21 protein-coding genes and 1 pseudogene are annotated in these 24,217 nt (G+C 67.1%); 11 read left to right on the forward strand and 11 right to left on the reverse strand.

Going from position 1 to position 24,217, the window contains the following annotated elements; genetic code table 11:
- Positions 1 to 5: 5 nt before the first annotated feature.
- Together menD and ACYU8W_RS13905 are read right to left on the reverse strand one after the other, a co-directional pair.
- Positions 6 to 1,739 (reverse strand): 2-succinyl-5-enolpyruvyl-6-hydroxy-3-cyclohexene-1-carboxylic-acid synthase, encoded by a 1,734-nt coding sequence (menD, locus tag ACYU8W_RS13900; RefSeq protein ID WP_499469966.1) that lies wholly within the window; start codon positions 1,737 to 1,739, stop codon positions 6 to 8.
- A 4-nt stretch (positions 1,740 to 1,743) separates the two neighbouring features.
- Complete coding sequence (locus ACYU8W_RS13905; RefSeq protein ID WP_499469968.1) at positions 1,744 to 2,655, reverse strand: aldose 1-epimerase family protein; 912 nt, start codon at positions 2,653 to 2,655, stop codon at positions 1,744 to 1,746.
- 56 nt (positions 2,656 to 2,711) lie between these two features.
- Between ACYU8W_RS13905 and ACYU8W_RS13910 the strand changes: the two genes are divergently transcribed.
- From ACYU8W_RS13910 to ACYU8W_RS13935, 6 genes are all read left to right on the forward strand, one after another.
- On the forward strand, positions 2,712 to 4,631 hold the full coding sequence (locus ACYU8W_RS13910) for a helicase-associated domain-containing protein (protein ID WP_499469970.1): 1,920 nt from the start codon (positions 2,712 to 2,714) through the stop codon (positions 4,629 to 4,631).
- Positions 4,632 to 4,724: 93 nt separating this feature from the next.
- Positions 4,725 to 5,846: a DUF418 domain-containing protein gene (locus ACYU8W_RS13915; RefSeq protein ID WP_499469972.1), complete on the forward strand. Its 1,122-nt coding sequence runs from the start codon at positions 4,725 to 4,727 to the stop codon at positions 5,844 to 5,846.
- Positions 5,847 to 6,036: 190 nt separating this feature from the next.
- Positions 6,037 to 7,506, forward strand: a complete 1,470-nt coding sequence (locus tag ACYU8W_RS13920) for a gamma-glutamyltransferase (protein WP_499469974.1) — start codon at positions 6,037 to 6,039, stop codon at positions 7,504 to 7,506.
- 48 nt (positions 7,507 to 7,554) lie between these two features.
- A complete protein-coding gene (locus ACYU8W_RS13925) occupies positions 7,555 to 7,917 on the forward strand; it encodes an ArsR/SmtB family transcription factor (protein ID WP_499469976.1) in 363 nt (120 codons plus the stop codon).
- A 38-nt stretch (positions 7,918 to 7,955) separates the two neighbouring features.
- The gene (locus tag ACYU8W_RS13930; RefSeq protein WP_499469978.1) at positions 7,956 to 8,957 is read left to right on the forward strand and encodes a cation diffusion facilitator family transporter; all 1,002 of its coding nucleotides are present in this window, start codon (positions 7,956 to 7,958) and stop codon (positions 8,955 to 8,957) included.
- Positions 8,958 to 9,519: 562 nt separating this feature from the next.
- Positions 9,520 to 10,374, forward strand: coding sequence for an HNH endonuclease signature motif containing protein (locus ACYU8W_RS13935; protein WP_499469980.1), 855 nt, complete (start codon positions 9,520 to 9,522; stop codon positions 10,372 to 10,374).
- Positions 10,375 to 10,405: 31 nt separating this feature from the next.
- Here the strand turns inward: ACYU8W_RS13935 and ACYU8W_RS13940 are convergent, their stop codons facing one another.
- Entirely contained in the window at positions 10,406 to 11,221 is an 816-nt protein-coding gene (locus tag ACYU8W_RS13940; protein WP_499469982.1) for a helix-turn-helix domain-containing protein, read from the reverse strand.
- A 74-nt stretch (positions 11,222 to 11,295) separates the two neighbouring features.
- On the opposite strand from ACYU8W_RS13940, the gene ACYU8W_RS13945 reads away from it, so the two are divergent.
- Both ACYU8W_RS13945 and ACYU8W_RS13950 read left to right on the forward strand, forming a co-directional pair.
- Entirely contained in the window at positions 11,296 to 11,835 is a 540-nt protein-coding gene (locus tag ACYU8W_RS13945) for a maleylpyruvate isomerase family mycothiol-dependent enzyme (RefSeq protein WP_499469984.1), read from the forward strand.
- A 29-nt stretch (positions 11,836 to 11,864) separates the two neighbouring features.
- Positions 11,865 to 12,416, forward strand: coding sequence for an AAA family ATPase (locus ACYU8W_RS13950; RefSeq protein ID WP_499469986.1), 552 nt, complete (start codon positions 11,865 to 11,867; stop codon positions 12,414 to 12,416).
- On the opposite strand, the gene ACYU8W_RS13955 is transcribed toward ACYU8W_RS13950, so the two are convergent.
- The 3 genes from ACYU8W_RS13955 to ACYU8W_RS13965 form a co-directional block, all read right to left on the reverse strand.
- Positions 12,413 to 12,754 carry a DUF2200 domain-containing protein gene (locus tag ACYU8W_RS13955; RefSeq protein ID WP_499469988.1) on the reverse strand — a complete coding sequence of 114 codons (342 nt, stop codon included), beginning with the start codon at positions 12,752 to 12,754 and terminating at the stop codon, positions 12,413 to 12,415. The two genes, ACYU8W_RS13950 and ACYU8W_RS13955, sit on opposite strands and share 4 nt — an antisense overlap.
- Positions 12,754 to 14,703, reverse strand: coding sequence for a M13 family metallopeptidase (locus ACYU8W_RS13960; protein WP_499469990.1), 1,950 nt, complete (start codon positions 14,701 to 14,703; stop codon positions 12,754 to 12,756). Before ACYU8W_RS13960 ends, ACYU8W_RS13955 begins: the two co-directional genes overlap by 1 nt.
- A gap of 92 nt (positions 14,704 to 14,795) precedes the next feature.
- The gene (locus ACYU8W_RS13965; RefSeq protein ID WP_499469992.1) at positions 14,796 to 15,728 is read right to left on the reverse strand and encodes a hydroxymethylglutaryl-CoA lyase; all 933 of its coding nucleotides are present in this window, start codon (positions 15,726 to 15,728) and stop codon (positions 14,796 to 14,798) included.
- 78 nt (positions 15,729 to 15,806) lie between these two features.
- On the opposite strand from ACYU8W_RS13965, the gene ACYU8W_RS13970 reads away from it, so the two are divergent.
- A complete protein-coding gene (locus tag ACYU8W_RS13970) occupies positions 15,807 to 17,459 on the forward strand; it encodes a DNA repair helicase XPB (protein WP_499469994.1) in 1,653 nt (550 codons plus the stop codon).
- A 56-nt stretch (positions 17,460 to 17,515) separates the two neighbouring features.
- Here the strand turns inward: ACYU8W_RS13970 and ACYU8W_RS13975 are convergent, their stop codons facing one another.
- Positions 17,516 to 18,994, reverse strand: a complete 1,479-nt coding sequence (locus ACYU8W_RS13975) for an NCS2 family permease (RefSeq protein ID WP_499469996.1) — start codon at positions 18,992 to 18,994, stop codon at positions 17,516 to 17,518.
- Positions 18,995 to 19,047: 53 nt separating this feature from the next.
- Here ACYU8W_RS13975 and ACYU8W_RS13980 point away from each other — a divergent pair, with 53 nt between their 5' ends.
- Positions 19,048 to 19,287 carry a DUF2530 domain-containing protein gene (locus tag ACYU8W_RS13980; RefSeq protein ID WP_239702435.1) on the forward strand — a complete coding sequence of 80 codons (240 nt, stop codon included), beginning with the start codon at positions 19,048 to 19,050 and terminating at the stop codon, positions 19,285 to 19,287.
- Between the two features lie 53 nt (positions 19,288 to 19,340).
- Here ACYU8W_RS13980 and ACYU8W_RS13985 read toward each other — a convergent pair whose 3' ends face one another.
- A complete protein-coding gene (locus tag ACYU8W_RS13985) occupies positions 19,341 to 19,988 on the reverse strand; it encodes a response regulator (protein ID WP_499469998.1) in 648 nt (215 codons plus the stop codon).
- Positions 19,966 to 21,318, reverse strand: coding sequence for a sensor histidine kinase (locus tag ACYU8W_RS13990; RefSeq protein ID WP_499470000.1), 1,353 nt, complete (start codon positions 21,316 to 21,318; stop codon positions 19,966 to 19,968). Before ACYU8W_RS13990 ends, ACYU8W_RS13985 begins: the two co-directional genes overlap by 23 nt.
- A gap of 152 nt (positions 21,319 to 21,470) precedes the next feature.
- Between ACYU8W_RS13990 and zwf the strand changes: the two are divergent.
- Positions 21,471 to 22,906, forward strand: a pseudogene (zwf, locus tag ACYU8W_RS13995) (glucose-6-phosphate dehydrogenase).
- 75 nt (positions 22,907 to 22,981) lie between these two features.
- Here zwf and ACYU8W_RS14000 read toward each other — a convergent pair.
- A complete protein-coding gene (locus ACYU8W_RS14000) occupies positions 22,982 to 23,779 on the reverse strand; it encodes a DUF3027 domain-containing protein (protein ID WP_499470002.1) in 798 nt (265 codons plus the stop codon).
- Positions 23,779 to 24,162: a cold-shock protein gene (locus ACYU8W_RS14005; RefSeq protein WP_129625228.1), complete on the reverse strand. Its 384-nt coding sequence runs from the start codon at positions 24,160 to 24,162 to the stop codon at positions 23,779 to 23,781. The genes ACYU8W_RS14000 and ACYU8W_RS14005 overlap by 1 nt, the downstream gene beginning before the upstream one ends.
- Positions 24,163 to 24,217 lie beyond the last annotated feature (55 nt).

Genomic DNA, 24,217 nt, shown 5'->3' on the forward strand with positions numbered 1-24,217 from the left:
CGCGATCAGTCCAGTTCGGCCAGCGCGTGTCGGGCGACCTCCGCAAGACGTTCGTGCAGAGGACGCTCGGCGGAACGCTCGATGCGTACCTCCAGCACCCGAACCCCCTTGCCGGGGTTGGCGATTCGATCGACGAGCGTGTCGCGGTCGGTGACGAGCTCGTACTGCGTGCTGCGCGCCTGACACACCAGCTCGAGGTTGGCGCCGGTCGGCGTTCCGAAGATGCGCTCGAAGGAATCGGTCAAGTGGTTCTGGCCCGGCTCCAAGGTGCTGAAGATGCCACCGCCGTCGTCGTTAAGCACGACGATTGTCAAGTCCGGCTTGTCGTTGTCCGGGCCGATCAGCAACGCGTTGCCGTCGTGCAGGAACGTGAGATCGCCCATCAGTGCGTACGTCGGTCGTTCCGGACGCGAGAGCGCGACACCCGCGGCGGTCGACACCATGCCGTCGATGCCTGCCAAACCGCGATTGGCTACCGAAACCACCTCTCGCGCAATGCGATTGGGGTTTCGCGCAAGATCGAGGTCTCGGACGATGTTGGACGGGCCGACCACGATCGCAGAGCCGTCGGGCAGGTTGTGCACCACCGTCCGGGCGACGGCCATGCCGGAAGGCCAGCTGCCCTCGATGAGCGGTGTCGCGGCCTCGGACAGCGCAGTGCTGGCACGACGCCACCGGGCGCTCCACGCGCGGTCCGCGCAACTGGCGACCGCCGTCCGGCTGCGCTCGATGTCCTCCCACGCGTGCACGCGGCGCGTGTGGTGACTCGAGCCCGCCCACGAGGTGCCGGCGGTGACGACCTCGACCGAGACGTCCGGATGGCGCAGCAGCTTGCCCACCTCCCGATCGAGGGTGGTGCGTCCGGCCACAAGGACGCGTTCTGGCCGGTTGCGCTCCAGCCATTCGGTGGCACGCAGGATCAGCGCCCCGTGCGGGGTGACCCGTCCACGGTGGTACTGACCGAACGGTTCGGCGATGACCGGCCAGCCCGCCGCGTCCGCGAGCTCGGCGACCTCGGCGGCCATCGACGGCTCGGGCAGGTCACCCAGCACGACCAGCGTGCGCGGCACGGGGGCGATGCCGGGCCCGGCAGCCACAGCGCGGTGGCTGTCGACCTGGCGGATGTTGAGCCAGGACTCACCGCGCGGCAGACCGCTGAGGTCCTCCGGCCAGTCCTCACTGTCGACGTCCGGCACCAGTGGGGCGCGCAGCGGAATGTTCAGGTGCACCGGGCCGGCGTCGCCCGCGGGTACGCCGGTCGCTTCGGCGAGGGCACGTCCGACGATCGAACGCCACCAATCCTGTTGACCTGCACGCCTTTCGGGTACGCCGAACTCGTAGAACCAGCGGGTGGAGTTGCCGAAGATCTTCACCTGGTCGGTGGTCTGGTTGGCACCGACAGCGCGCATCTCCGGCGGCCGGTCGGCCGAGAGGACGAGCATCGGCACCTGGGCATGGTGCGCCTCGAGGACGGCCGGGTGCAGGTTGGCCACCGCGGTGCCGCTGGTGGTGATGAGCGGCACCGGGATCCGACGGATCTTCGCCATGCCGAGGGCGAGAAACCCCGCCGACCGTTCGTCGATGCGCACGTGCAGCCGAAGTCGTCCGGCCTTCTCGGCCTCGAGCGCGGCGTACGCCAGCGGCGCCGATCGGGAGCCGGGAGCCAGGACGATGTCACGCACGCCGTGCCGGACGAGCTCGTCGATCAGCACGGTCGCGAAGGCCATGGAGGGGTTCACGGCGTCATTCTCCCGTAACGCCCCACGACGCCGACCAGGTCTGTCCGGGTTGCAGCTCGATAAGGCCCTCGCCGGTGTTGAAAGCGTTGGCCGGACAGGTCATCGGCTCGACCGCGACGCCGGTGCGCCGGGCGTTGCCACCGGGCAGCGAGTCACCGGTGAAGGCTTGCGCGTAGCCGAACGCGTCCGCATCGGCCCAGAGCGTCGTCGCGTGTTCGTCGGTCCGCACCGTGATGCGCCAGTGACCGTCCTCCGCGCGCAGACCGGTGTACGCGTGGTCCAGCAGCGTATCGGCGATCGACCGCGCGGTCGAGAAGTCGAGCTCGGCCGGCACCGGCAAGGTGCCCTTAGGGATGAGGCGGTCGTCCACGTCGATGACGGTGCCGGCAGGCAGTTCGAGGATCAGCTGGTCGACCGTGTCCTCCCCGGCCGTGAGGTAGGGGTGTGCGCCGTAACCGAAGGGCACCGCTGCACGGCCGGCGTTCGTTGCAGCAGGCGTGACGGTGAGGCCGTTCTCGCCGATCGAGTACGTGACGGTCAGCTCGAGGATCCCGTCCCAACCCTGTTGCGGCAGCAGCGAACAACCAACGACCACTCGATCGTCACTCTGCTCCACCAGGTGCCAGGTCGCCCAACGAGTGAGTCCGTGGGAGGCGTTCGATCGTGCCGGTTCGGACAGCGCCAACTGCTGATCCTTGCCCGCGTAGGTGTACTTGCCGTCGCGAATACGGTTGGGCCACGGCATCAGGTGCTGACCCCGTCCGGCATCGGCCTTTGCGTCGACCGGGTAGCCGTGCAGCAGTGGCCTTCCACCCGAGCGGTATTCGCGGATTCCTCCACCCGCCTGGACGACGACGAGTTCCTGGTCGTGGGCCTTCAGGGTCCACTGCTGCCCGCTGGGTGCGCGATCACTCATGACGCCCAATCAAGCACATCGCGCCGTCGTACGCACGGGATGACTAACGTGGTCTGGTGCCCACCCACCGCAGCCTCGCCGACGACGTCCGGTCCCGGACACCGCAAGAACTGCGCGATCTTGTCGTGGCCCGGCCCGATCTGCTTCACCCCGGCACGTCCGACCTGGCCGGGCTGGCGGCACGAGCCGCGACCCGCAGCAGTGTGCAACGTGCCGTGGACGCCCTGCCCGCTGACGCCTTGCGCGTCCTGGACGCCCTGGTTGCTTCGTCGGGTAAGCTTGCGGGCGCAGCGGCCCGCCTGGCTGTCGAGGTCGATGCCATCACCGACTTCGCGGACGACCTGTGGACCCGGGCACTGGTGTGGCGCAACGGTGACCGGTTGACCGCAACCCGCGAGGTCGCCCAGCTCCTCGCCGAAGTCGATCTGGACCAGGCCCCGTTCCACCACCCCGTGGTCGGGACACCCGGGGGCGGCCAGAAGGCCGCCGACGCGCACGCCGGACATGCGGCGCTCGACCTGGTGTGGCAGGTCGAAGCGCTCGCCGAACACTGGGAAGCGGCACCGCCACGAGTGATGAGCAAGGGCGGGGTGTCCGTCCGCGACCACAAGGGTCTCGCCGGGCATCTCGACACGACGATCGAACACAGCGCATTCATCGCCGAACTCGCCCACGCTGCAGGGCTGCTCGCACCCGACGCAGAGATCGATCCGACCTGGTTGCCCACCCCCGCCTACGACGACTGGCTACAGGAACCGCCCGCCTCGCGTTGGGTCGCGCTCGCTCGGGCGTGGTGGACAATGCTGCGCGCGCCGTCCCTCGTCGCGTCCAGAGACCCGGGCGGGTCGGTCGTCAATCTGCTCGGGGATGCTTCCGTGTGGCCGATGATGCGCCAGCGCAGACACGACGTGCTGTCGGTGCTCCTCGACCTGTCCGCTGAGGTCGCGGTGTCGGTGGACGACGTCGATGTCCTGTTGCGCTGGCACCGCCCCCTGCGCCTGCCGCCCGGGGTACCGACTCGCGCGGATGTCGTTGTGCAAGAGGCGGAATGGTTGGGACTGGTCGCCGACGGACGACTGAGTTCGGTCGGACGAGCCATGGCCGCCGACCGGCTGGACGACTCCGTGGCCGCGCCGCTGTTGCCCGCCCTGATCGATCACATTCTCGTGCAGGCTGATCTGACGGCGATCGCGCCCGGCCCGCTGACGGACGATCTGCGACGCCTCATGCACACCGTGGCCGACGTCGAATCTCGCGGTGGGGCAACTGTTTTCCGGATCACCGACCGCTCGATGAACCGAGCGCTCGATGCAGGGCATTCGGCTGCCGGCCTGCGCGAACAGTTGCGCTGCGCGAGTCTCACCCCGTTGCCGCAGTCGCTTGAGTACCTGATCGACGACGCCGCACGACGGCACGGCGTGACTCGCGTTGGGGCTGCATCGTCGTACGTGCGTAGTGACGACGAGTCGTTGCTGAACGCCCTCGTGGCCGACTCGGCCGCAGAACCGTTGCAACTGCTGCGAATTGCCCCGACCGTCCTGGTCTCGCGGCTGCCGGCTGCTCGACTTCTCAGTCTCCTGCGCGAGATCGGCTACTCCACCCTCGCCGAGGACGCGTCCGGCGCCGTGACCGTCATCGGCAGTGAACCGGCCCGGGCGCCGTCGCCCCGTCCGTCCGCGTCTGTCACTCGCACCACGGTCGAGGAGTCCGCAGCGGAGCAGTTCGTCGAGAAGCTGCTGCAGGCGTCCGGGACCGAAGCCCCCGCCACCGGCGACCCGGCAGTGACCGTCGACGTGCTGTTGGACGCTGCGGCCACCGGCGTGCCCGTCCGGGTCGGCTATGTCGACACATCGGGGAACATACGACGGATCACCATGCGCCCGCGCTCGGTCGACGCAGGGCGGGTGACCGGCACCGTCGGCGAGAACGTGCGGACGATCAGCGTGCACCGCATCACCGCAGTCAACCCTGCCTGAGGGATCGACACCAGCACGCACCCACGGCCGGCGACGCGTCTCGAACAACGAACGACAACTTCATACATGCGCGGATGACGTAGCATTTATCGAATGAAGCGATCTCCGGAGCCGGCGCGCACGACCGACGATCACGGCGGCGCCATAGCTCAACGCGCGAGCGCACCTGACGGTTCCGGTCGCCTGTCCGGGCTGGACGCAGCTCGCGGCTTCGCATTGATCGGCATGGTCATCGTCAACACTGGACCGGTCGACGCCGGCGGCATCATCGGCCGCCTGTACATGGCGCCCTACGGCCGCGCTTCGATCCTTTTCGTCGTGCTGGCGGGCATCAGCATGGTTCTGTTCTTCAACTCCCGCCGGAAGGACGCCCGCCGGTGGCCAACGCTCTTCTGGCGGGCCGGACTCTTCCTGGTCGGCGGGCTGGCCCTTCAGCTTCTGACCGACGATGTCGGAGTGATCCTGCCCATGTACGGCGCCCTGTTCGTACTGGCCCTTCTCCTGCAGTTCGCTTCCACCCGGACGCTGCTGGCGACGGCTGTCGGTCTGGCGATCGTCGGACCGATCATCATCGTCGCGCACGTGGTGACCGCGGGCGGGCGGCACATGACGGCCCCGGCGGCGCTCACGGATGGCGTGAGCGTCATCGCACACAGTTTGCTGCTGAGTGGCCCGTACCCGCTGCTGAGCTGGACGGTGCCCTTCGTCGTCGGAATGTGGGTGGCGCGCCACAACATCCGTGACCGGCGGGTGACCGGACAGATGCTGCTGTGGGGCGGCGCAGCGGCGATCACCGGCCTCACCATTGCGACCGCAGCCCGATTCGTCGGGGGTCAGACGCTCGACGACGGCTGGGGACGATTGCTCACCGGAGCCGCGCACGGCCAGATGCCGCTGTGGTTGCTCAGCAGCATCGGCGGAGCGATCTTCGTCATCGGATTCTCGCTGCGGTATTGGGGCCTCATCCGGCCACTCGGCACGACGCTTGCAGCCCTGGGTCGGCTCGCTCTTACGTTGTACGTCGCCCACATCCTCGTCATAGCTGTCACCGGCCGGGCGACGCAGTTGTATCCCGGTATTCGGCTCGCGGCGGCCCTGGTCGTCGGACTCACCGTTCTCGCCCTGCTCTGGCCGCGGTCATGGGGGCTCGGGCCGATGGAGCGGCTCATCCGTGGCAAGTGGCTGCGTTCCATATCGACGGCAAAGGTTTCCTGAAATGAACTCCTCCGACCGATCAACGCCGGGCAGCACCAGCCGTCGCTCGGTTCTGAGCATGCTCGCGGCGGGTGCCACAGGGCTGGCGCTCACCGCCTGCGACCGCGATCCGGAGCAGAAGGCGGGGTCCGACACCTCGGGCGCCCCGAAGCCCGGCGCCCCCTCGTCTCCTACCCTGAAGAATTTCGGCGTGAGTTCTGGGCATCCGAAGGCAACCGAGGCCGGCATGTCGATCCTGCGCCGCCGCGGGAACGCGATCGACGCCGCCATCGCAACCGCCTTCGCGGACGCCGTGATGCAGCCGGCGTCGTCCGGTATCGGCGGCGGAGGCGTGACCATCGTCGTCCGCGGTGACGAGCGCAAGAACCACGACTACCGCGAGGTGGTCGCCAACAACGGGAAGATTCCCGCCTCCGGCGCGGGCACACCGGGCTTCGTGGCCGGAATGAGCTATCTCCACGACACCTACGGCTCGATGAAATGGGCCGCTCTGTTGGAACCGGCGATCGGACTCGCGGACGACGGAGCCGAGGTCTCGCGTTACCTTGCGGACACCCTGGCCCGCCCGCTCGGCAACCGGGTCACCCGCACACTGCGCCACTTCCGGCGGGACGACGGAACTCCCCTTCGCGAGGGCGATGTGCTGATCCAGAAGGACCTCGCCGACGCCATGCGCCTACTCGCGGACGGAGGGTCCGACGCGTTCTACCGCGGGCCGCTCACGGACTCCCTCATCAAGGTCCCTGGAATCGACGACGAGTCGTTGGTCAGCTACCAAATCCAACACTCGACGCCGGCCGGCGGCCGGCTCGGCAAGTACGAGTTCCTCTCGGGAGCTCCGGCATTGCCGGGCGCTGCGATCGTTCAGCTGACACAGATCGCGCAAGCGCTCGGCATCGCCGAGGTCGCCCCGAATTCGGCGGAATTCATCGACATCCAGTCTCGGGCCTGGCAGGTGGCCGACCGATCGGTGCAACGTTGGTTCGGCGACCCCGACTTCGTCGACGTCCCGGTCGACGCCTTGACCGACCCCGAGAACAACACAGCAATCGCGAAGGCTTTGCCGCGCAAGCCCCTCGCTCGCACCAGCGGCAGCTACAGCGGAGCCCCCAACACCACCCACATCAGCGTGGTCGACCGTGACGGCATGGCGGTGTCCATGACGAACACGATCACCAACTACTGGGGATCGGGCCAGTACGTCCGCGGCTTCTTCATGAACGACCAACTCAAACGATTCCGGGACATCGGCACCGGATCGGCCAATCGTCCTGAGCCGGGTCGGCGATCGGTGACCTGGAGTTCTCCGTCCATGGTGTTGGACGGCGAGGGACGACCGGTGCTGCCCATCGGGGCACCGGGCGGCCGACAGATCCCGAACACCACTGCTTCTGTGGTGATGCGTTGGGCCCTTCTGGGACAAACGCTCGAACAGGCTGTCCCGGCGCCACGATTCATTCTCGACAACGGTCTGCTGAAGCTGGAGTCCGGCGCATTGCAACAGGATCTGAACCGCATGGGATATCGGACGCGTGTCGTACCGGCTGCTGACCGCGCCAACTGGGGCTCGGTGCAGGCGCTGGCGATCGATTGGTCGTCAGGCACGGTCAGCGGCGTCGCGGACACGCGCCGGTCGGCCGGCTACGCGATCGGCTCCTGATTCCGCCGCCTGAAAAACAGACCTTGCCACGAACCCTAGGATGGCCGGATGCCGAGTCCGTCGAAGTCATCCGTGGGTGAAGCGCCCGGCCACCCTCCGATCCCGAGCGAGGACCAGGTGGACGCCGCCGTCCGCTCGCTGGCTCTGTTGGCCGAACCGACGCGACTTCGCATGCTGTGGACGCTCAAGGATGGACCGAGGGACGTCACGACATTGGCCGAGGCGGCCTCGGTGCGGGCCGCCACTGCGAGCCAACATCTTGCCAAACTGCGCCTCGGCCAGCTGGTGACCACGACGAAGGACGGCCGGCACGTGATGTACCAACTCAGCGGTGGTCACGTGCACTCCCTGCTGATTGAGGCCATGGCCCATGCCGATCACCAGGTGACCGGCGAGCCATTGCACGACTAAGACTCGCACATCTTCATATCTTCATACATAATGAGCCAATGTTGCATTCGGCTCATGCGCACAAGCACACCCACCTGAAACGACCGCGGTTGTCCGCGCTGCGCCACGGACTGTCCCACCTCTTCGGTGGTCACTCCCACGATGTCGCCGACCAGATCGACGATGCACTCGAGGCCGACGCCGCCGGACGCCGCGCACTCTGGATCAGTCTCGGGTTGCTCGCGCTCACCGCGGCGTTCCAGGGCGTGGTCGTGGTGTTCACCGGCTCGGTGGCACTGCTCGGCGACACACTGCACAACGTCGGCGACGCGCTCACCGCCATCCCGATCCTGGTGGCCTTCTCGCTCGCCCGGCGCCCGGCCACCAGAAGGTTCACCTACGGCCTCGCACGGGCGGAGGACCTCGCCGGACTCTTCGTCGTCGTGATGATCGCTCTGTCCGGTCTGCTCACCGTATGGGAAGCCGTTCGCCGACTCATCGAGCCCCGCGCCGTCGACAACCTCGGCGTGCTCGCACTCGCCGGGTTCATCGGCTTCCTCGGTAACGAGGTGGTGGCGCAGTACCGCATCCGAGTCGGCCGGCGCATCGGCTCAGCCGCATTGGTCGCTGACGGACTGCACGCCCGCACGGACGGCTTCACCAGCCTCGCCGTCGTGTTGAGCGCGGCCGGTCTCGCGCTCGGGTGGACGTGGGCGGACGCCGTCATCGGAATCCTGATCGCAGTCGCGATCTTCGGGGTTCTCCGGTCGGCCTTCTCCCAGGTGGCGACGCGACTGTTGGACGGCGTCGACCCTGAGCTCACCGAGACCGCCGAAGACGTGCTCGATCGCACTGTCGGGCTTGACGCGGTCGATCGACTGCAACTGCGCTGGCTCGGTCACGCCTTGTACGTCGAGGTGGACCTGGTCGGATCCGACATCGCGACGGCGGACCTCTCGGCACAACTCGAGCGAGCCCTCCCCCGCGTCGGCTCGGTACGGATCCGATGGGTCACCGAGATCCGCTCTGCCGGCGCCACCTCGTGGCGGCCGACCCGTTGAGTCAGACCGGCGGGACCGAGGCGTTCAACGTCCGCCCGTTGGTTGAAGCGCCTATAGATCGTCAAGCGGTACTGAGCCATTCGCGGTAGCGGTTGACGACCTCGGGAGTAACGAATTTCCGCGTTCTGTGCAGCTGATGGTCATGGGGCTGAGGCCGAGGGCGTGGGCTTGCGGGTGTTGGAGGAAGCCATCACGGGCACCACGCAACTGGAGTCACTTGCACAAACTGTTCAGGCCGTCGCGATGGCTCGTTACGCGGCGATCGATGAAGAACTGGTCGACTCCGACACCGGTGTCACCGCGAAGGTCGCGCACGCCCTCGGTCACCAAGCGTCGTTCGCGGACACCGAGCTGGCGGCTGCGTGTCAGATGGCTCCCCGCACCGCATCGAGCAAGATGAGCAACTCCATCGACGCGTGCACCAAGACCCCGGGTTTGCTGGCTGCCGCGGTGGAAGAGTCGCTCCCGTTCTGGAAGGTGTCGCTGGTTGCGTCGGAACTGGTGAACGCCTCACCCGAGACATCCCACCGGGGTCTGGGTTCGACCCTCCGACATCGCCGGGATGGCCGAACTGTGCGCCGTCGGTCCCGCCGACCAGATCGCCCGCATCTACGGCGCCGTCGACCAGTTGGCTGATCAACGCTCGAAGAACCCTCCCACCGGTGAAGGCGAGAGGGCGGAACCGAAGCCGACGCTCGGACAACTCCGCCTCGGGGCGCTGCACGACCTCGTCACCGCCGGCGCCGACGTGACCTACCAGGTCGTCATCCAGGTCCCTGTCGTTCGTGAAGAGCAACAGGCTGCAACCGCGGCCCGACGAGCCACCGACGACCCCGCCCGTGAAGAAGATGCCTCCCCGGATGATGGTCCACCATCACCGGGGCAGTCCGCGTCCTCCCCGCGCGGCCCGGATACCGCTGATGAACCCACCGACACTTCCGGTGCTGAATCCGGCTCAACAGCACGCGAATCGGACCACTGCTACACAACGGGGTGGGCTCGCATTGCCGGGATCGGGTTCATCCCATCCCGAGTCCTCGACGCGTTGATCGACCAGTTCGGCTGCCGCCTGACCAGAGCACTGGTCGACGCCGACACCGGTGCCACCTGTGAAACCTCGACGACCGCCTACGAGCCGACACCCAGGATCAGGGAGTACGTGCAACAACGCGACCAGACCTGCCGGTTCCCCATGTGCACCCGCGCCGCGATCCGCTGCGGCATCGACCACGTCGTCGAATGGCCGGACGGGCCGACCGCCGGGCACAACCTCGCCGCCCTCTGCCGGCACCATCACGACGCGAAGACGAAGAAGCACTGGGACTACGAGATGAGCGACGACGGAGTCTGCACCTGGACCTCACGCACCGGCCGCACCTACATCACCTACCCAGACTCCGTTCACGACGCTTCCTGAACTCAGCCCCGTGTGGCCGGTACGTTCACGGTCACCGGGTTTCGGCGCATGCATTCATCCGAGCGAACTCGCCAGGCGTCATTCCGGTCGCCGTCTTGAAGTCGCGCGAGAAGTGCGCCTGGTCGGCATAACCGAGCACGGCGGCGACGTCCGCCAACGACCCCGAACTCTCACGCAGGCGATCGGCCGCCTCGTGCAACCGGCGACGATGGATCAACCAGAGCGGCGTCAACCCCAGCCGCCGGTTGCACAAACGCTGCAGCGAGCGCTCGTTCAAGTCGAAGCGGCGACACAGTTCCACGACGCTCGTGATCGACAGGTCCGTCTCCGCGGCCTCGGTCAGGTCGTTGATCAGCAAAGACTCCTCGTCGAGGGGCAGCAGTGGCTCGAGCCGCTCCTGCACCAGCGTTCGTCCCTCCGCATGGGCGCCGATATCGTCCGGGTCAGCAGCCATCAGTTCGCGCAGCTTCACCGTGAGTCCCGGGAACACCTCATCCAACTGGATGGACTGATCGGTGATCGTGCTGACCGGGCGGCCGAGTAGCAGCGACCCTGCGGCCGGAGTGAACATCGCACCGAACCCCCACGATCGGCCCTCCAGCACCGTCCTCGACAGACCACGCGTCGGGCCGCCGAAGCGCGAGTACGCTGGCGTCGTGATGAGCAGACAGACGGGGTACTGCAGCACCTTCTGCACCGACTGCTCCGGCACGTCCCACACCGGAATCCAGTAGCGACGCAGCAGACCGCGCAAATGCTCAGGCGCCCCGTAGCGATGAATCGTGAACGAGCGGTCGGACGGGTCGCGCAGGTGAGCGCGCTCGATGTCGTCCGCGGCTCTGGCCATGTGTCGGAAATTATCAAGACCGGCCCGCGCACGCTGCCCTAACGTCACGGTCAAGACCGACGAAGGAGAAGGTCATGACACAGATCCAGCAGACCTGGACCCAGCACGAAGAACCGTTCAGCAAGGTCGTCGCCTCGATCACCGACTGGGACGCCGCGAGCCCGTGCGAGGGGTGGAGCGCCCGCGACGTGTTGCACCACGTCATGGAGACCGAGCGTGACTTCCTCGGAAAGCAGGGCCACGAACTTCCCGCAGCGGCAACGGCTGAGGATCCCGCCGCTGCGTGGCACGAGCACAACCAGACGGTGACCGACCTGCTCGGCGATCAGTCAGTCGCGGACAAGCAGTTCGACGGCTACTTCGGACCGACCACCGTCGGCGAGACCCTGGCCCGTTTCTACGGCTTCGACCTGCTCGTGCACCGCTGGGACCTCGCCCGATCGCAGGGCGCCGACGAGCAGTTCACGGACGCCGAACTCGACGAGATCGACTCTGCTGTGGACGGATTCGGTGATCATGCGTACGTTCCCGGAATCTTCGCCGACCCGGTGAAGGTGCCCGAGGACGCAGACCGCACCACCAAGGTGCTCGCCCGCACCGGCCGGAAGGTCTGATCCCACGGCGGTGGTGAACACTGACCCGCATGGCTTCGTTGTTCTACCTCGTGGGTCCGCCCGCTGTCGGAAAACTCACGGTCGCCCGGTGCCTCGAGCAGCGCACCGGCGCGATCGTCGTCGACAACCACCTGATCAACGACCCGGTCTTCGTGCCGATGGGCGTGCACCGCGGCGAAGGCATCGAAACGACGAACGAGCTACGCGGACGCGTCCTCGACATCGTGCACGAAGCGATCAGGCTCGCACCGACGCGGTTCAGCCACGTCCTGACTCACTGGCTGCCCGACAAGCCCAAGAACGCCGAACTGGTCGAACGCGTCCGCGCGTCGGCCGCAGCCAGGCAGGCGCGGTTCGTTCCCGTGTGGCTCACCGCTGATGTCGAAACCCTCGCGGGGCGGGTCACCGAGCCGGATCGATCGCAGCGCGCCAAGCTGGTCGATGCGGAGATCCTGCGACAGCTGGCAGCCGTGCCGAACCTTCCACCACCGCCGGACGCCTTGGTGATCGACTCGACGTCCCTCACCGCTGACGAGGTCGCCGATCGAATCGTCCAGCACGTCGAGCGGCGCGATCGCTAGGACCTGAGCACCTTCTCCATCGGCCGGCCCTTCGCCAACTCGTCGACCAACTTGTCGAGGTAGCGGATGTCGCGCATCAGCGGGTCCTCGACCTCCTGGACCTTCACTCCGCACACCGAGCCGGTGATCTGCGAGACGTTCGGGTTGACCGACGCCGCAGCGAAGAACTCCTCGAAGGTCGTCTCGTCGACGAGGTGCTTGTCGAGAGCCGCCGCGTCGAAGCCGGTGAGCCACTCGATCACCTCACGCAGCTCGGCCTCGGTACGGCCCTTCTTCTCGACCTTCGTCACGTAGTGCGGATACACCGACGCGACGCTGGTGGTGAAGATGCGCGACATCAGAAGATCCGCACCTGGTCCTGCGGCGCGAGGTACATGCCGTCGCCCGGCTGCACGTCGAACGCCTCATGGAACTCGCGCAGGTTCCGTGCGATGTTCGCGCGGCAGTTGGCCGGCGCGTGCGGGTCGATCGCGATCAGACGCTTCGCCTCGTCCGGACGCGCCTTGCCGCACCACACCTGGCTCCACCCGAGGAAGAAACGCTGGTTACCGGTGAATCCGTCCAGTTCCGGAGCCGGATTCTCCTCCTGCGCAATGGAATACGCCTTGAAGCCAATCGTCAGACCACCGAGGTCGCCGATGTTCTCGCCGACGGTCAGTCCACCGTTGACCTTGATGTCGGGGGCATCGGCCGGTGACTCCTGGTCGAACTGGTCGATGAGCTTCTTGGCACGCTCCTCGAAACGCTCGCGGTCTTCCGGGGTCCACCAGTCGGTGAGCGAACCGTCGCCGTCGAAGCGCGAACCCTGGTCATCGAAGCCGTGCCCGATCTCGTGACCGATCACAGCACCGATGCCGCCGTAGTTGACCGCGTCGTCCGCGTCGACGTCGAAGAACGGCGGCTGCAGGATCGCGGCCGGGAAGACGATCTCGTTCATCATCGGGTGGTAGTACGCGTTGACCGTCTGCGGGGTCATCAACCATTCGGTGCGATCGATCGGCTGACCGATGCGGCCGAGCTGTCGGTTGAGTTCGAACTCGGCCGATCGAGCAAGGTTTCCGAGCAGGTCGTCCGCGTCGATCTCGAGCGCGCGGTAGTCACGCCACTTGTCCGGGTAACCGATCTTCGGGGTGAACTGCGCCAGCTTTCCGAGCGCGCGTTCACGAGTCGCGGGCGACATCCATTCGAGGCTCTCGAAGTCGCGGCGGTACGCCTCGATGAGGTTCGCGACGAGTTCCTGCATGCGCTCCTTGGCGCGCGGCGGGAAATGCTCGTCGACGTACAACTGCCCGACGACCTCACCGATGCACGACTCGACGACCGCGACGCCGCGCTTCCACCGCTGCTTCAACTTCGGGGTGCCGCTGAGCACCCTGCCGTTGAACGCGAAGCTCTCGTCGACGATGTCCTGATGGAGGTACGGCGCCTGGTTGCTGATGACCATCCACGACAGCCACGCCTTCCAGTCGTCCAGGTCGTGGTCGACCAATGCGGTGGACAGACCGGACAGGTACGACGGTTCTGCGACGACCACGTCCGCGAATGCTCCGGACGGCGCCCCGATCGCGGAAACCCAAGCATCCCAATCGAACTCGGGGGCCAGATCCTTCAGTTCGGCAAGCGAGTACTTGTTGTAGGTCTTCAGAGCGTCGCGGGTCGAGACGACGTCCCAGTGATGAGTCGCGAGGCGGGTCTCCAGCGCGAACACACGGCGCGCGAAATCGGCAGGATCGGCAACGCGCGCCAACTCGACCATCCGCTCGAGATGCCCCTGGTACTTCTCGCGCACCTCGGCGTACTTGTCCTCGCGGTAGTACGACTCGTCCGGCAGGCCGAGACCGCTCTGCGTGAGGTAGGCGATGTACCTGTCCGGGTCCTTGGCGTCGGCGGTGACGTAGAAGGCGATCGCGCTCCACACTCCGCGACGGGTGAGTTCGCCCATGAGCCCGGCCAGCTGGCTCGTCGACTGCAAACCGCGGATCTGCTCCAGCCGCGGCTGGATCGGGTCGGCACCGGCGGCCTCGATCGACTCGGTGTCCATGAACGAGGTGAACAGGTCGCCGACCTTGCGCTCCCCCGTGCCAGGCGCGGCGTCGGAGGCGGCGGCCCGCTCGATGATCACTCGGACAGCTGCCTCGGACGCCTCGCGCAGCGCGTCGAAGGCGCCGTATCGCGCACGGTCGTCGGGAATCTCGGTGCTGCGGACCCAGTAATTGTTGACGAACCCGAACAGGTCGTCCTGCACGCGGGTTTCGGAATCGAAGGTCGAAGTCAGGCCAGAACGCATACGTCGACCCTAACCCCGCCGAGTGGCCGGGCTATGGACGAGTGGCCGGGATATCGCCCGGCCACCCGTTCATAGCCCGGCCACTCGGTGGGTCAGGCAGTGCCGAGGGCGCGGACGACGCGGGACGGCGACGGGCGGCCGAGTTGGTCGGCCATCCAGACACTGGTGGCGACGAGTTTGTCGAGGTCGACCCCGGTCTCGATGCCGAGTCCGCGACACATCCACACGAGGTCCTCGGTGGCCAGGTTGCCGGTCGCCGACTTCGCGTAGGGGCACCCACCCAATCCGCCGGTGGACGCATCCACCACCCGAACCCCGCGCTGCAGCGCGACGAGCGTGTTCGACAGTGCCTGCCCGTAGGTGTCGTGGAAATGGACGCCGATCCGGTCGATCCCGATTCCGCCGTCTCCCAACGCATCCAGTAGTCGAGCAACATGACCCGGGGTACCGACGCCGATGGTGTCGCCGATGCTGAGTTGATCGCACCCGAGCTCCATCAGGCGCGCGCAGACGTCGACGACCTGCTCGATCGGCACCGGTCCTTCCCACGGGTCGCCGAAGCACATCGAGACGTACCCGCGCACCCACAGGTCGTCGTCCTTGGCCCGCTTCACCACGGGGGCGAACATGTCGAGTGACTCCTCGACGGAGCGGTTAAGGTTCTTTCCAGCGAAGGTCTCCGTGGCTGAACCGAACACCGCGATCGACTTCACCCCGGCCGCGAGCGCGTTGTCGAGACCCCGCTCGTTCGGCACCAGTACCGGCCGGGTCGGACGGCGCGCCTCCTGCCCAAGCGAGTCCACCAGTTCGGTCGCGTCGGCCAACTGCGGGATCCAGGACGGCGGCACGAAGCTGGTCGTCTCGATCGTGTCGAGGCCGGCGTCGATCATCCGGCGGATGAACTCGGCCTTCACCGCGGTGGGCACGACACTCTTCTCGTTCTGCAGTCCGTCGCGGGCACCGACCTCGTAGATCGTGATGCTGTCGGGCAATCCGTCGGCTGGTTCGACCATCGGCAGGCTCATGTGAGCATCGTCTCACCCACCGTCCGCGCCCTGAACCCGCCGGGAATCGGCGGGCTTCCCGCCTGGTTAGCCTGAAACGTGCCCACCGACGTCCCCGGACCCCTCATCGTCCAGAGCGACAAGACCGTCCTGCTCGAGGTCGACCACCCGCTCGCCCGCGAAGCACGTGCGGCGATCGCGCCGTTCGCCGAGTTGGAACGTGCGCCCGAGCACATCCACACCTACCGGGTGACGCCGCTCGGCCTGTGGAACGCGCGCGCCGCCGGACACGACGCCGAACAGGTGGTGGACGCGCTCGTCCGGTACAGCCGCTACCCGGTGCCGAACGCGCTGCTCATCGACCTCGCCGAGACGATGGATCGCTACGGACGTCTGACCCTGCGCAAGCAGGACATCGCCGGCGAACAGAAGCTCGTGCTGGTGACGACCGACCGGGCAGTGCTCACGGAAGTGTTGCGCAACAAGAAGATTCAGCCACTCGTCGGCGACCGGATCGACGACGACAGCGTTCTGGTGCACCCGTCCGAACGAGGCGCGATCAAGCAACAACTCATCAAGCTCGGCTGGCCCGCCGAGGACGAAGCCGGCTACGTCAACGGCGAGGCGCACCCGATCGAACTGGCCGAAGACGGCTGGAGTCTGCGCGATTACCAGCAGCACGCGGTGGACGGTTTCTGGCACGGCGGCTCCGGCGTCGTCGTGCTCCCCTGCGGTGCCGGCAAGACCCTCGTCGGCGCGGGTGCCATGGCGAAATCGCGCACCACCACGTTGATCCTGGTGACCAACACGGTGAGCGCTCGGCAATGGAAGGACGAACTGCTGCGCCGCACCTCCCTCACCGAGGACGAGATCGGCGAGTACAGCGGGGCCCGCAAGGAGATCCGGCCGGTCACCATTGCGACCTACCAGGTGCTGACCTTGAAGCGGAAGGGCGTGCACCCGCACCTGGAACTGCTGGACGCCCGCGACTGGGGGCTCATCGTCTACGACGAGGTGCACCTGTTGCCCGCGCCGATCTTCCGGATGACCGCCGACCTGCAGGCCCGTCGCCGCCTCGGTCTCACCGCGACGTTGGTACGCGAGGACGGGCGTGAAGAGGACGTCTTCAGCCTCATCGGCCCCAAGCGTTTCGATGCGCCGTGGAAGGAGATCGAGGCGCAGGGCTACATCGCGCCCGCCGACTGCGTCGAGGTGCGGGTCAGTCTGTCCGAGAGCGAGCGCCTGGCGTACGCGTCCAGCGATGCGGACGAGCGCTACCGGTTCGCGTCCTGTGCACCGGTGAAGGACAAGGTCGTCCAGCAGCTCGTCGACAAGCACCGCGGTGAACCGACCCTGGTCATCGGCCAGTACCTCGACCAACTGGAGTCGCTCGCCGGACGCCTGGACGCCGACCTGATCACCGGCGAGACGTCGGTTTCGGTGCGGCAGAAGCTGTTCCAGCAGTTCCGCGACGGTGAGATCTCGTTGCTGGTGGTCAGCAAGGTGGCAAACTTCTCGATCGACCTGCCGGAGGCGTCCGTCGCGATCCAGGTCAGCGGCACCTTCGGTTCACGCCAGGAGGAAGCCCAACGCCTCGGACGCGTGCTGCGCCCGAAGACCGACGGACGCACCGCGCATTTCTACACGGTCGTCACCCGCGACACCGTGGACGCCGACTTCGCCGCCCACCGGCAGCGCTTCCTGGCCGAACAGGGCTACGCCTACCGGATCACCGACGCCGAGGACCTGTGAACGTCATGAGGGACGAGGCGTGGTTGCCCCGTCCCTCATGACACTCGGTCGCGCGGTCAGTTGACCCCGAAGATCTGACGGATCGGGTCGATCGCGAAGTACAGGAAGAAACAGAACGAGATGATCCACAGGATCACCGGGATCTCACGCCACTTGCCCTTGATGATCTTGATCAGCAGGTAGGCGAGCGTGCCCGCACCGATACCGACGGTGATCGAGTAGGTCAGCGGCATGAGCGCGATGGTCAGGAACGCCGGCAGCGCGATGTCGATGTCGCGCCAGTTGATCTCGCCGACCTCCTGCATCATCAGGAAGCCCACGAAGACCAGTGCCGGGGCGGCCGCCTCGTGCGGGATCACCTCGACCAACGGGGCGAGGAAGGTCGCGAACAGGAACAGGACGCCGGTGACGACGGACGCCAGGCCGGTGCGGGCACCGTCGCCGACGCCGGACGCCGATTCGATGTAGCCGGTGTTCGAGCTGACTCCGCCCAGACCGCCGGCGGCAGCGGCCACGGAGTCGACGACCAGGATCTTCTGGGTGTCGTGCGGGGCGCCGTCCTCGTCCAGCAGGTCACCCTTCGCCCCGATGGCGGTCATCGTGCCCATGGTGTCGAAGAAGTCGGCGAGGATCAGCGAGAAGATGATCAGCGCGGCCGCGATGACACCGATCTTGGCGAAGCCGCCGAACATGTCGACCTGACCGACGAGCGAGAAGTCCGGTGTCGAGACGACCTGGTCCGGAACGGCCGGGACGTTCAGCGACCAGGTGCGGTCGTTGGTCGGCTTGCCGTCGACGAAGCGGGGGCCGATCTTGGCGATCGACTCGATGATGATCGCCAGGACGGTGGCCGAGACGATCGCGATCAACAGCGCGCCGGTCACCTTGCGGACGTACAGCGCGAGCAGCAGCAGGAACCCGACGATGAACACGACGATCGGCCAACCCTGCAGGCGCCCGTCGATGCCGAGCTGAACGGGCGTACCGGCGCCGGCGCGCGAGAAGCCCGCGTCGAACAGGCCGATGAAAGCGATGAACAGTCCGATACCGACCGAGATCGCGGTCTTCATCTGTCCCGGCAGGGCTCGGAACGCCGCGACCCGGAAGCCGGAGACGACCAGCAGAAGGATGAGGATGCCTTCCCAGACGACCAACCCCATCGCTGCTTTCCAGGTCATATCGGGAAGCGCCGCGACACCGAACGCGACGAACGCGTTGAGCCCGAGGCCTGCGGCGATCGACATCGGGAAGTTCGCGACCACGCCCATCAGGATCGACATGACTCCGGCGACCAGGGCGGTACACGCGGCGACCATCGCCAGGTTCGGAGCCGAGCCGCCACCGAGGAACTGGCCGGTTCCGTCCTTGACCGTGCCGATGATCAACGGGTTCAGCGCGATGATGTACGCCATCGTGAAGAAGGTGACGAATCCTCCCCGCACCTCCCGGGCGAGCGTCGAACCTCTTTCGGAGATCTTGAAGTAGCGGTCGAAGCCGCTGACCGGGGCGGGTTTCACGGGGGTATTGGTCGACATGTCCGCGAGACTAGGCCCGGGCGCCGGTCCGCGTCACCGGTACGCTGCTAATCGTGACCCACGACGCATCCGACGAGCCGATCGCGGTCGAACCGATGCGGGTCGACATGAACAAGGTGACCCTCGGCGGAGTGGCCGTCTGGACCGTCGCCCTGATCGTCATTCTCGTGGTGCCGAGTCTGCGCTCCGGCGAGCGCAGCTGGTGGCCCTGGACGCCGGTGTTCGGCATCGCACTCGGCCTGATCGGCTACTTCTACGTGCGCCGCGGACGCGGCAACGCGTCCGCCGCCTGATCCGTCCCTCGCTTTCGTGGGGTCACGTTTCAGGCGGTTTCGTTGACCGAAGGTCAGTCGGACCCCCGCAGGTAAGCCAACACAGCGAGCACCCGTCGGTGCCCGGCCGAGTCGTCCGGCGACAGACCGAGCTTGGCAAAGATCCGCTGGGTGTGTTTCTCCACCGCTCCCCCGGTGACGAACAACCGCCCCGCGATCGAACCGTTCGAGAGCCCCTGCGCCATCAGTTCGAGCACCTCTCGTTCACGCGGGGTCAGCGACTGGACGGGGTCCTTCGCCCGCACCATGAGCTGCGAGACGACGTCCGGGTCGAGGACGGTGCCGCCTGCGGCGACCTGGTCGATCGCGGCGAGGAACTCGTCGATGTCGCCGATGCGGTCCTTGAGCAGGTATCCGACGCCGGCCGCTCCGGACGCCAGCAACTGATTGGCGTACGCCTGCACGACGTACTGCGACAGGACGACGATTCGGGCGTCCGGCCACGCCTGTCGGATCTCGACCGCAGCACGCAGACCGTCGTCCGAACCTGTGGGCGGCATCCGGACGTCGGTGATCACCAGATCGGGACGCTCCCGCAACGCCGCCTCGACGAGGGTCGGTGCGTCGCCGACGCCGGCCACGACCTGGTGACCGGCATCGGTGAGGATCAGCTGGACGCCCTCACGCAGCAGCGTCGAGTCATCGGCGAGCACGATCCGCATCAGTACACCTTCGTCCGTGGGGAATGAGAGCCAGCAGTGTGGTCGGGCCACCCGTGGGTGAGTCCACCGACAGCCTGCCGTCCACCGAACGCAACCGCTCGGCCAGCCCCCGTAGGCCGCTGCCCTTGGCCAGGTCGGCGCCGCCGACACCGTCGTCCGTCACGGCGACGACGAGTTCATGGTCGTCGACGGTCAGTTCGACGTAGGCGTTGCGAGCGCCGCTGTGCTTGGCGACATTCGTGAGTGCCTCGCTGATCACGTAATAGGCGGCCTGTTCCACGTGCGACGGCAGGACGCCGCGCTCCTCGGGAAGGTTCGTGGTCAGTGAGACCGGAACGGTGGGACGAGCGGCTGCCTGGCGCACCGCGGCGACGAGTCCGAGCTCGGTGAGGGTGGGTGGAGCGATACCGCGGGACAGCGCTCGCAGTTCCTCCAGCGTGTCCTGCGTGCTGACGATTGCAGCCCGGATCGATTCTGCCGCAGGTGAATCCGAGCCCAACTGTCGTTCGATGCGGGCGAGGTCGACCTTCAGACGGACCAACCGCTGCTGCGGTCCGTCGTGGATGTCACGCTCGAGACGAGCCAGCTGATCGGTCTCGGCCGACCGCCCGGCGTCGCGGCTGGAGCGCAACTGTTCGATGACCTGCTGCTGCGACCGGCTGGACAAGATGGCGCGGGAGGCGAGGCTCTGCAGATGCGCCAGACCGACCGTCACGTAGGGCGCGATCATCAGCAGCAGGATCCCGAAGACGACTTCGACCACCGCCTGAGCTCCGTAGGAGGTGAACCCGAAGATCAACCCCGCGAGCGACCCGCTGCCGTCCTCCGGCAACGCCCAGCCCCACGCCGGCCAGAACACGAGGCCGATGACGCTGCCCCACAGGGTGATCAGGATGATCCAGGTGATCGTCGAGATCACCCAGCCGACCGCGGACCACACCGCGTCCAGCCAACGCTGCGGGTCGCGCACCAGCGTCCACGCCTTGGCGACCATCGAATCGTCCTGGCGCAGTGGGTAGTACGCACCGTGGGCGTCGTCCACCCCCTGGAAGCGGCGCAGCAGGCGCCGCTCCGTCTGTGCCGCCCAGGACGCGACGAGCAGCGCCACCGGGACGGCGACCGGCGCCAGGACGACGCTGCTGACCATTCCGAAGAACATGCACGCGAGCGCGAACGCCAGCAGCGCGACCGGCCAGGACAGGAACAGGTACGCCGCGTCACCGGGAAGACGGCGCAGCACGTCGCGAGGGGTCGGAATCCGCTGACGAGTCTGGTGCGTCGTCGACATGAGTGTCTTCTCGGCCGAGGTCGGTAACTGTGTCGTCATCATGTCATCGACGTTATGGACCGCCGAGCGGCGGCGACATCCCGTGCTCTGGCCAACGCTGTGTCGGGGCAGCCCGACACCTCCAAGAACGCAGCGACGCATTTCACCTGCTGCGGGCTCGCGACAGCCGCGCCGGGAGGGGCAGACTGGGCGGCATGTCGGAACGGCCCACAACCATCGTCCTGTTCGGAGCCACCGGAGACCTCGCCCGTCGCAAGCTGCTGCCCGGCCTGCTGCACCTGTGGGGCAGCGGACTGCTCAACGATGTGCGCGTCGTCGGCACCTCGCTCGATGACCACACGCGGGAGAGTTTCGTCGAGTTCGCGCAGCGGGCGATCGCCGAGTTCTCCTCCCGCAAGGAGGCGCAGAGGGACTTCCAGGAGTTTGCGAAGAGGCTCTACTTCGTGCGCAGCGATGCCGGCCCGGAAGCGTTGAAAGCCGTTGTCGCAGAAGCGGAACAGGGGTACGACGGCGACTCGCGCCCGCGTCGACTGCACTACCTGAGCGTCCCGCCGAAGGCTGCGCTCTCGGTGATCCAGACGCTCGCCGCCGCCGATCTCGTGGCGTACAGCCGCGTGGTGATGGAGAAGCCGTTCGGCACCGACCTCGCGACGGCGGTGGAGTTGAACAAGAAGCTGCACGAGGTGTTCGCCGAGGAACAGATCTTCCGCATCGACCACTTCCTGGGCAAGGAGGCGGCGCTGAACATCCTGGCCTTCCGGTTCGCCAACGGGTTGTTCGAGCCGATCTGGCACCGCAACCACATCGACCACATTCAGATCGATGTGCCCGAGACCCTCGGCCTGGAAACCCGCGCGGCGTTCTACGAGGCGACCGGCGCGTACCGCGACATGGTCGTCACCCACCTGTTCCAGGTGCTCGCCTTCACCGCGATGGAGCCGCCGACGTCACTGGAACCGCAGGCCATCACCGAGGAGAAGAACAAGGTCTTCCGGTCGATGATGCCGATCCAGCCCGAGAACGTCGTGCGCGGTCAGTTCCAGGGGTACCGCGATCTGGACGGGGTGGCCCCCGAATCGGAGACCGAGACCTTCATCGCGCTCAAGTGCTACATCGACAACTGGCGCTGGCCGGCGTCCCGTTCTACCTGCGCACCGGCAAGCGCCTGGCGCAGGGCCAGCGCATCATCTCGATCGCGTTCAAGGAGCCGCCGAAGTCGATGTTCCCGGCGGGCTCCGGAGTGAGCCAGCACGGCCCCGACCACCTGACCTTCGACCTGGCCGACCAATCGCGAATGTCGTTGTCGTTCTATGGAAAACGACCCGGTACCGGCTTCCGTCTGGACAAGCACTCGATGCAGTTCGCGATGCAGGAGTCGACCGGCTCGGCGGCAGCACTGGAGGCCTACGAGCGTCTGATCTACGACGCGGTGCGCGGCGACCACACGCTGTTCACGACGTCCGAGGGCATCGAACGTCTCTGGGAGGTCAGCCAGCCGTTGCTGGACAACCCGCCCCCTGTGCGCCCCTACGGGCAGGGCAGTTGGGGTCCGAACCAGATCCACCAACTGGTCGCACCCACTGCGTGGCGCCTGCCGTTCGAGCGGGAGTGGCGCGAGCCGACCGCCTGACTCGAGACGGATCAGCAACGAGCAAGGGCGACCTGGAATCCCAGGTCGCCCTTCTCAGGTGAATCTGCTTGCTGCTCAGCCGTGTTCGACATCGACGGCGAAGTCGTCGAGCACGGGCGGCTCGATCTTCTCCGGTGTCGGGGCCTCTTCGTGGATCTCGCTGTGGGCACCGCACCCGTGGTCGAGGGAGACGACGGTGCCGTCGCTCGGCGACCATTCGTTGGTGCAGACACCGAAGGAGCGACGCAGCGCGCCGGCCATCGGCAGGAAGTAACCGCATCCGCTGCAGTTGCCCTTGGCCTGTGCCGCGACCGCGGCGCGCGGGCCGTGCTCGCCGTCGTACCAGCGGGTGGCAGCAGCCTCGCGTCCTTCACGCGACAGCACGCGCGGACGTCCGAGGCCGAGTTCGAAGAACGCCATGTGGTCGACGTCCTCGTCGCCCGTCGCCTCGAAGCCGGGCTCAAGGTTGGGGTCGTCGGCGATGTAGGGCATGACATCACCCGGGCCGACATCACCGGGGGCCAGGCGTTCGGCGTAGGGCAGCCACTCGGGCGCCAGCACCGCGTCGTCGCCGGGCAGCAGGTTGGTCTCGCAGACGGTCGCGACCTTCGCCCGCGGCGCACGAGCGACCGCGATCGCCCAGCGCCACCCGCGGTAGCCCTTGTTGGTGCAGGTGAAGTAATGCATCGCCAGACGCTCGCCGAGCATGACCGGGCCCTCGTGATCGCCGACGGTGTTCGGGGTCGCGATCGAGACGGCTGCTTCACGGGCGAGGTCGACGGCGTCGAACAGCACCTTGTCCGGCTTCGGCGCGGCGCTCTTGCGCGCCGTGCGGCGCGGGGCCGCTGTCCTGGTCGTGGTGTCGGCCGGCATCAGACGTCCAGGTTGTCCGCGACGGCGCGCAGCACCGAGGCGACCTTCGCCGAGTGGGAGCTGTCGGGGTAGCGGCCCTTGCGCAGACCGTTGCCGACACCGTCCAGCAGCTTGATGAGGTCCTCGACGATGATCGCCATGTCGTCGGCCGGCTTGCGGTGACGGGCGGCCAGCGACGGCGCCGGGTCGAGCAGGGTGACAGTCATCGCCTGCGCACCACGTCGCCCTTCGACGATGGAGTACTCCAGGCGGGTGCCGCTCTTCAGGGTGGTCGTGCCGGCGGGCAGGGCACTGGAGGGCAGGAATACATCCTTGCCGTCGTCGCCGGAGACGAATCCGAACCCCTTGTCCGCGTCGAAGAACTTCACTTTGCCGCTGGGCACGTCACACCTGCTTGCTGATCAGTCTTGGAAAATGCGTCGCCTGCGGGCGCGCAGG

The organism is Yimella radicis, assembly GCF_054778255.1.

Excerpts from the sequence above, each read along its gene's own strand:
- ACYU8W_RS13930 (WP_499469978.1), top strand. The coding sequence starts at position 7,956 with ATGTTGCATTCGGCTCATGCGCACAAGCACACCCACCTGAAACGACCG.
- ACYU8W_RS13960 (WP_499469990.1), bottom strand. The coding sequence starts at position 14,703 with ATGCGTTCTGGCCTGACTTCGACCTTCGATTCCGAAACCCGCGTGCAG.
- ACYU8W_RS13915 (WP_499469972.1), top strand. The coding sequence starts at position 4,725 with ATGAAGCGATCTCCGGAGCCGGCGCGCACGACCGACGATCACGGCGGC.
- ACYU8W_RS13955 (WP_499469988.1), bottom strand. The coding sequence starts at position 12,754 with ATGTCGCGCATCTTCACCACCAGCGTCGCGTCGGTGTATCCGCACTAC.
- ACYU8W_RS13905 (WP_499469968.1), bottom strand. The coding sequence starts at position 2,655 with ATGAGTGATCGCGCACCCAGCGGGCAGCAGTGGACCCTGAAGGCCCAC.
- ACYU8W_RS13975 (WP_499469996.1), bottom strand. The coding sequence starts at position 18,994 with ATGTCGACCAATACCCCCGTGAAACCCGCCCCGGTCAGCGGCTTCGAC.
- ACYU8W_RS13945 (WP_499469984.1), top strand. The coding sequence starts at position 11,296 with ATGACACAGATCCAGCAGACCTGGACCCAGCACGAAGAACCGTTCAGC.
- ACYU8W_RS13950 (WP_499469986.1), top strand. The coding sequence starts at position 11,865 with ATGGCTTCGTTGTTCTACCTCGTGGGTCCGCCCGCTGTCGGAAAACTC.
- ACYU8W_RS14000 (WP_499470002.1), bottom strand. The coding sequence starts at position 23,779 with ATGCCGGCCGACACCACGACCAGGACAGCGGCCCCGCGCCGCACGGCG.
- ACYU8W_RS13985 (WP_499469998.1), bottom strand. The coding sequence starts at position 19,988 with ATGCGGATCGTGCTCGCCGATGACTCGACGCTGCTGCGTGAGGGCGTC.
- ACYU8W_RS13935 (WP_499469980.1), top strand. The coding sequence starts at position 9,520 with ATGGCCGAACTGTGCGCCGTCGGTCCCGCCGACCAGATCGCCCGCATC.
- ACYU8W_RS13990 (WP_499470000.1), bottom strand. The coding sequence starts at position 21,318 with ATGATGACGACACAGTTACCGACCTCGGCCGAGAAGACACTCATGTCG.
- ACYU8W_RS13940 (WP_499469982.1), bottom strand. The coding sequence starts at position 11,221 with ATGGCCAGAGCCGCGGACGACATCGAGCGCGCTCACCTGCGCGACCCG.
- ACYU8W_RS13965 (WP_499469992.1), bottom strand. The coding sequence starts at position 15,728 with ATGAGCCTGCCGATGGTCGAACCAGCCGACGGATTGCCCGACAGCATC.
- ACYU8W_RS13925 (WP_499469976.1), top strand. The coding sequence starts at position 7,555 with ATGCCGAGTCCGTCGAAGTCATCCGTGGGTGAAGCGCCCGGCCACCCT.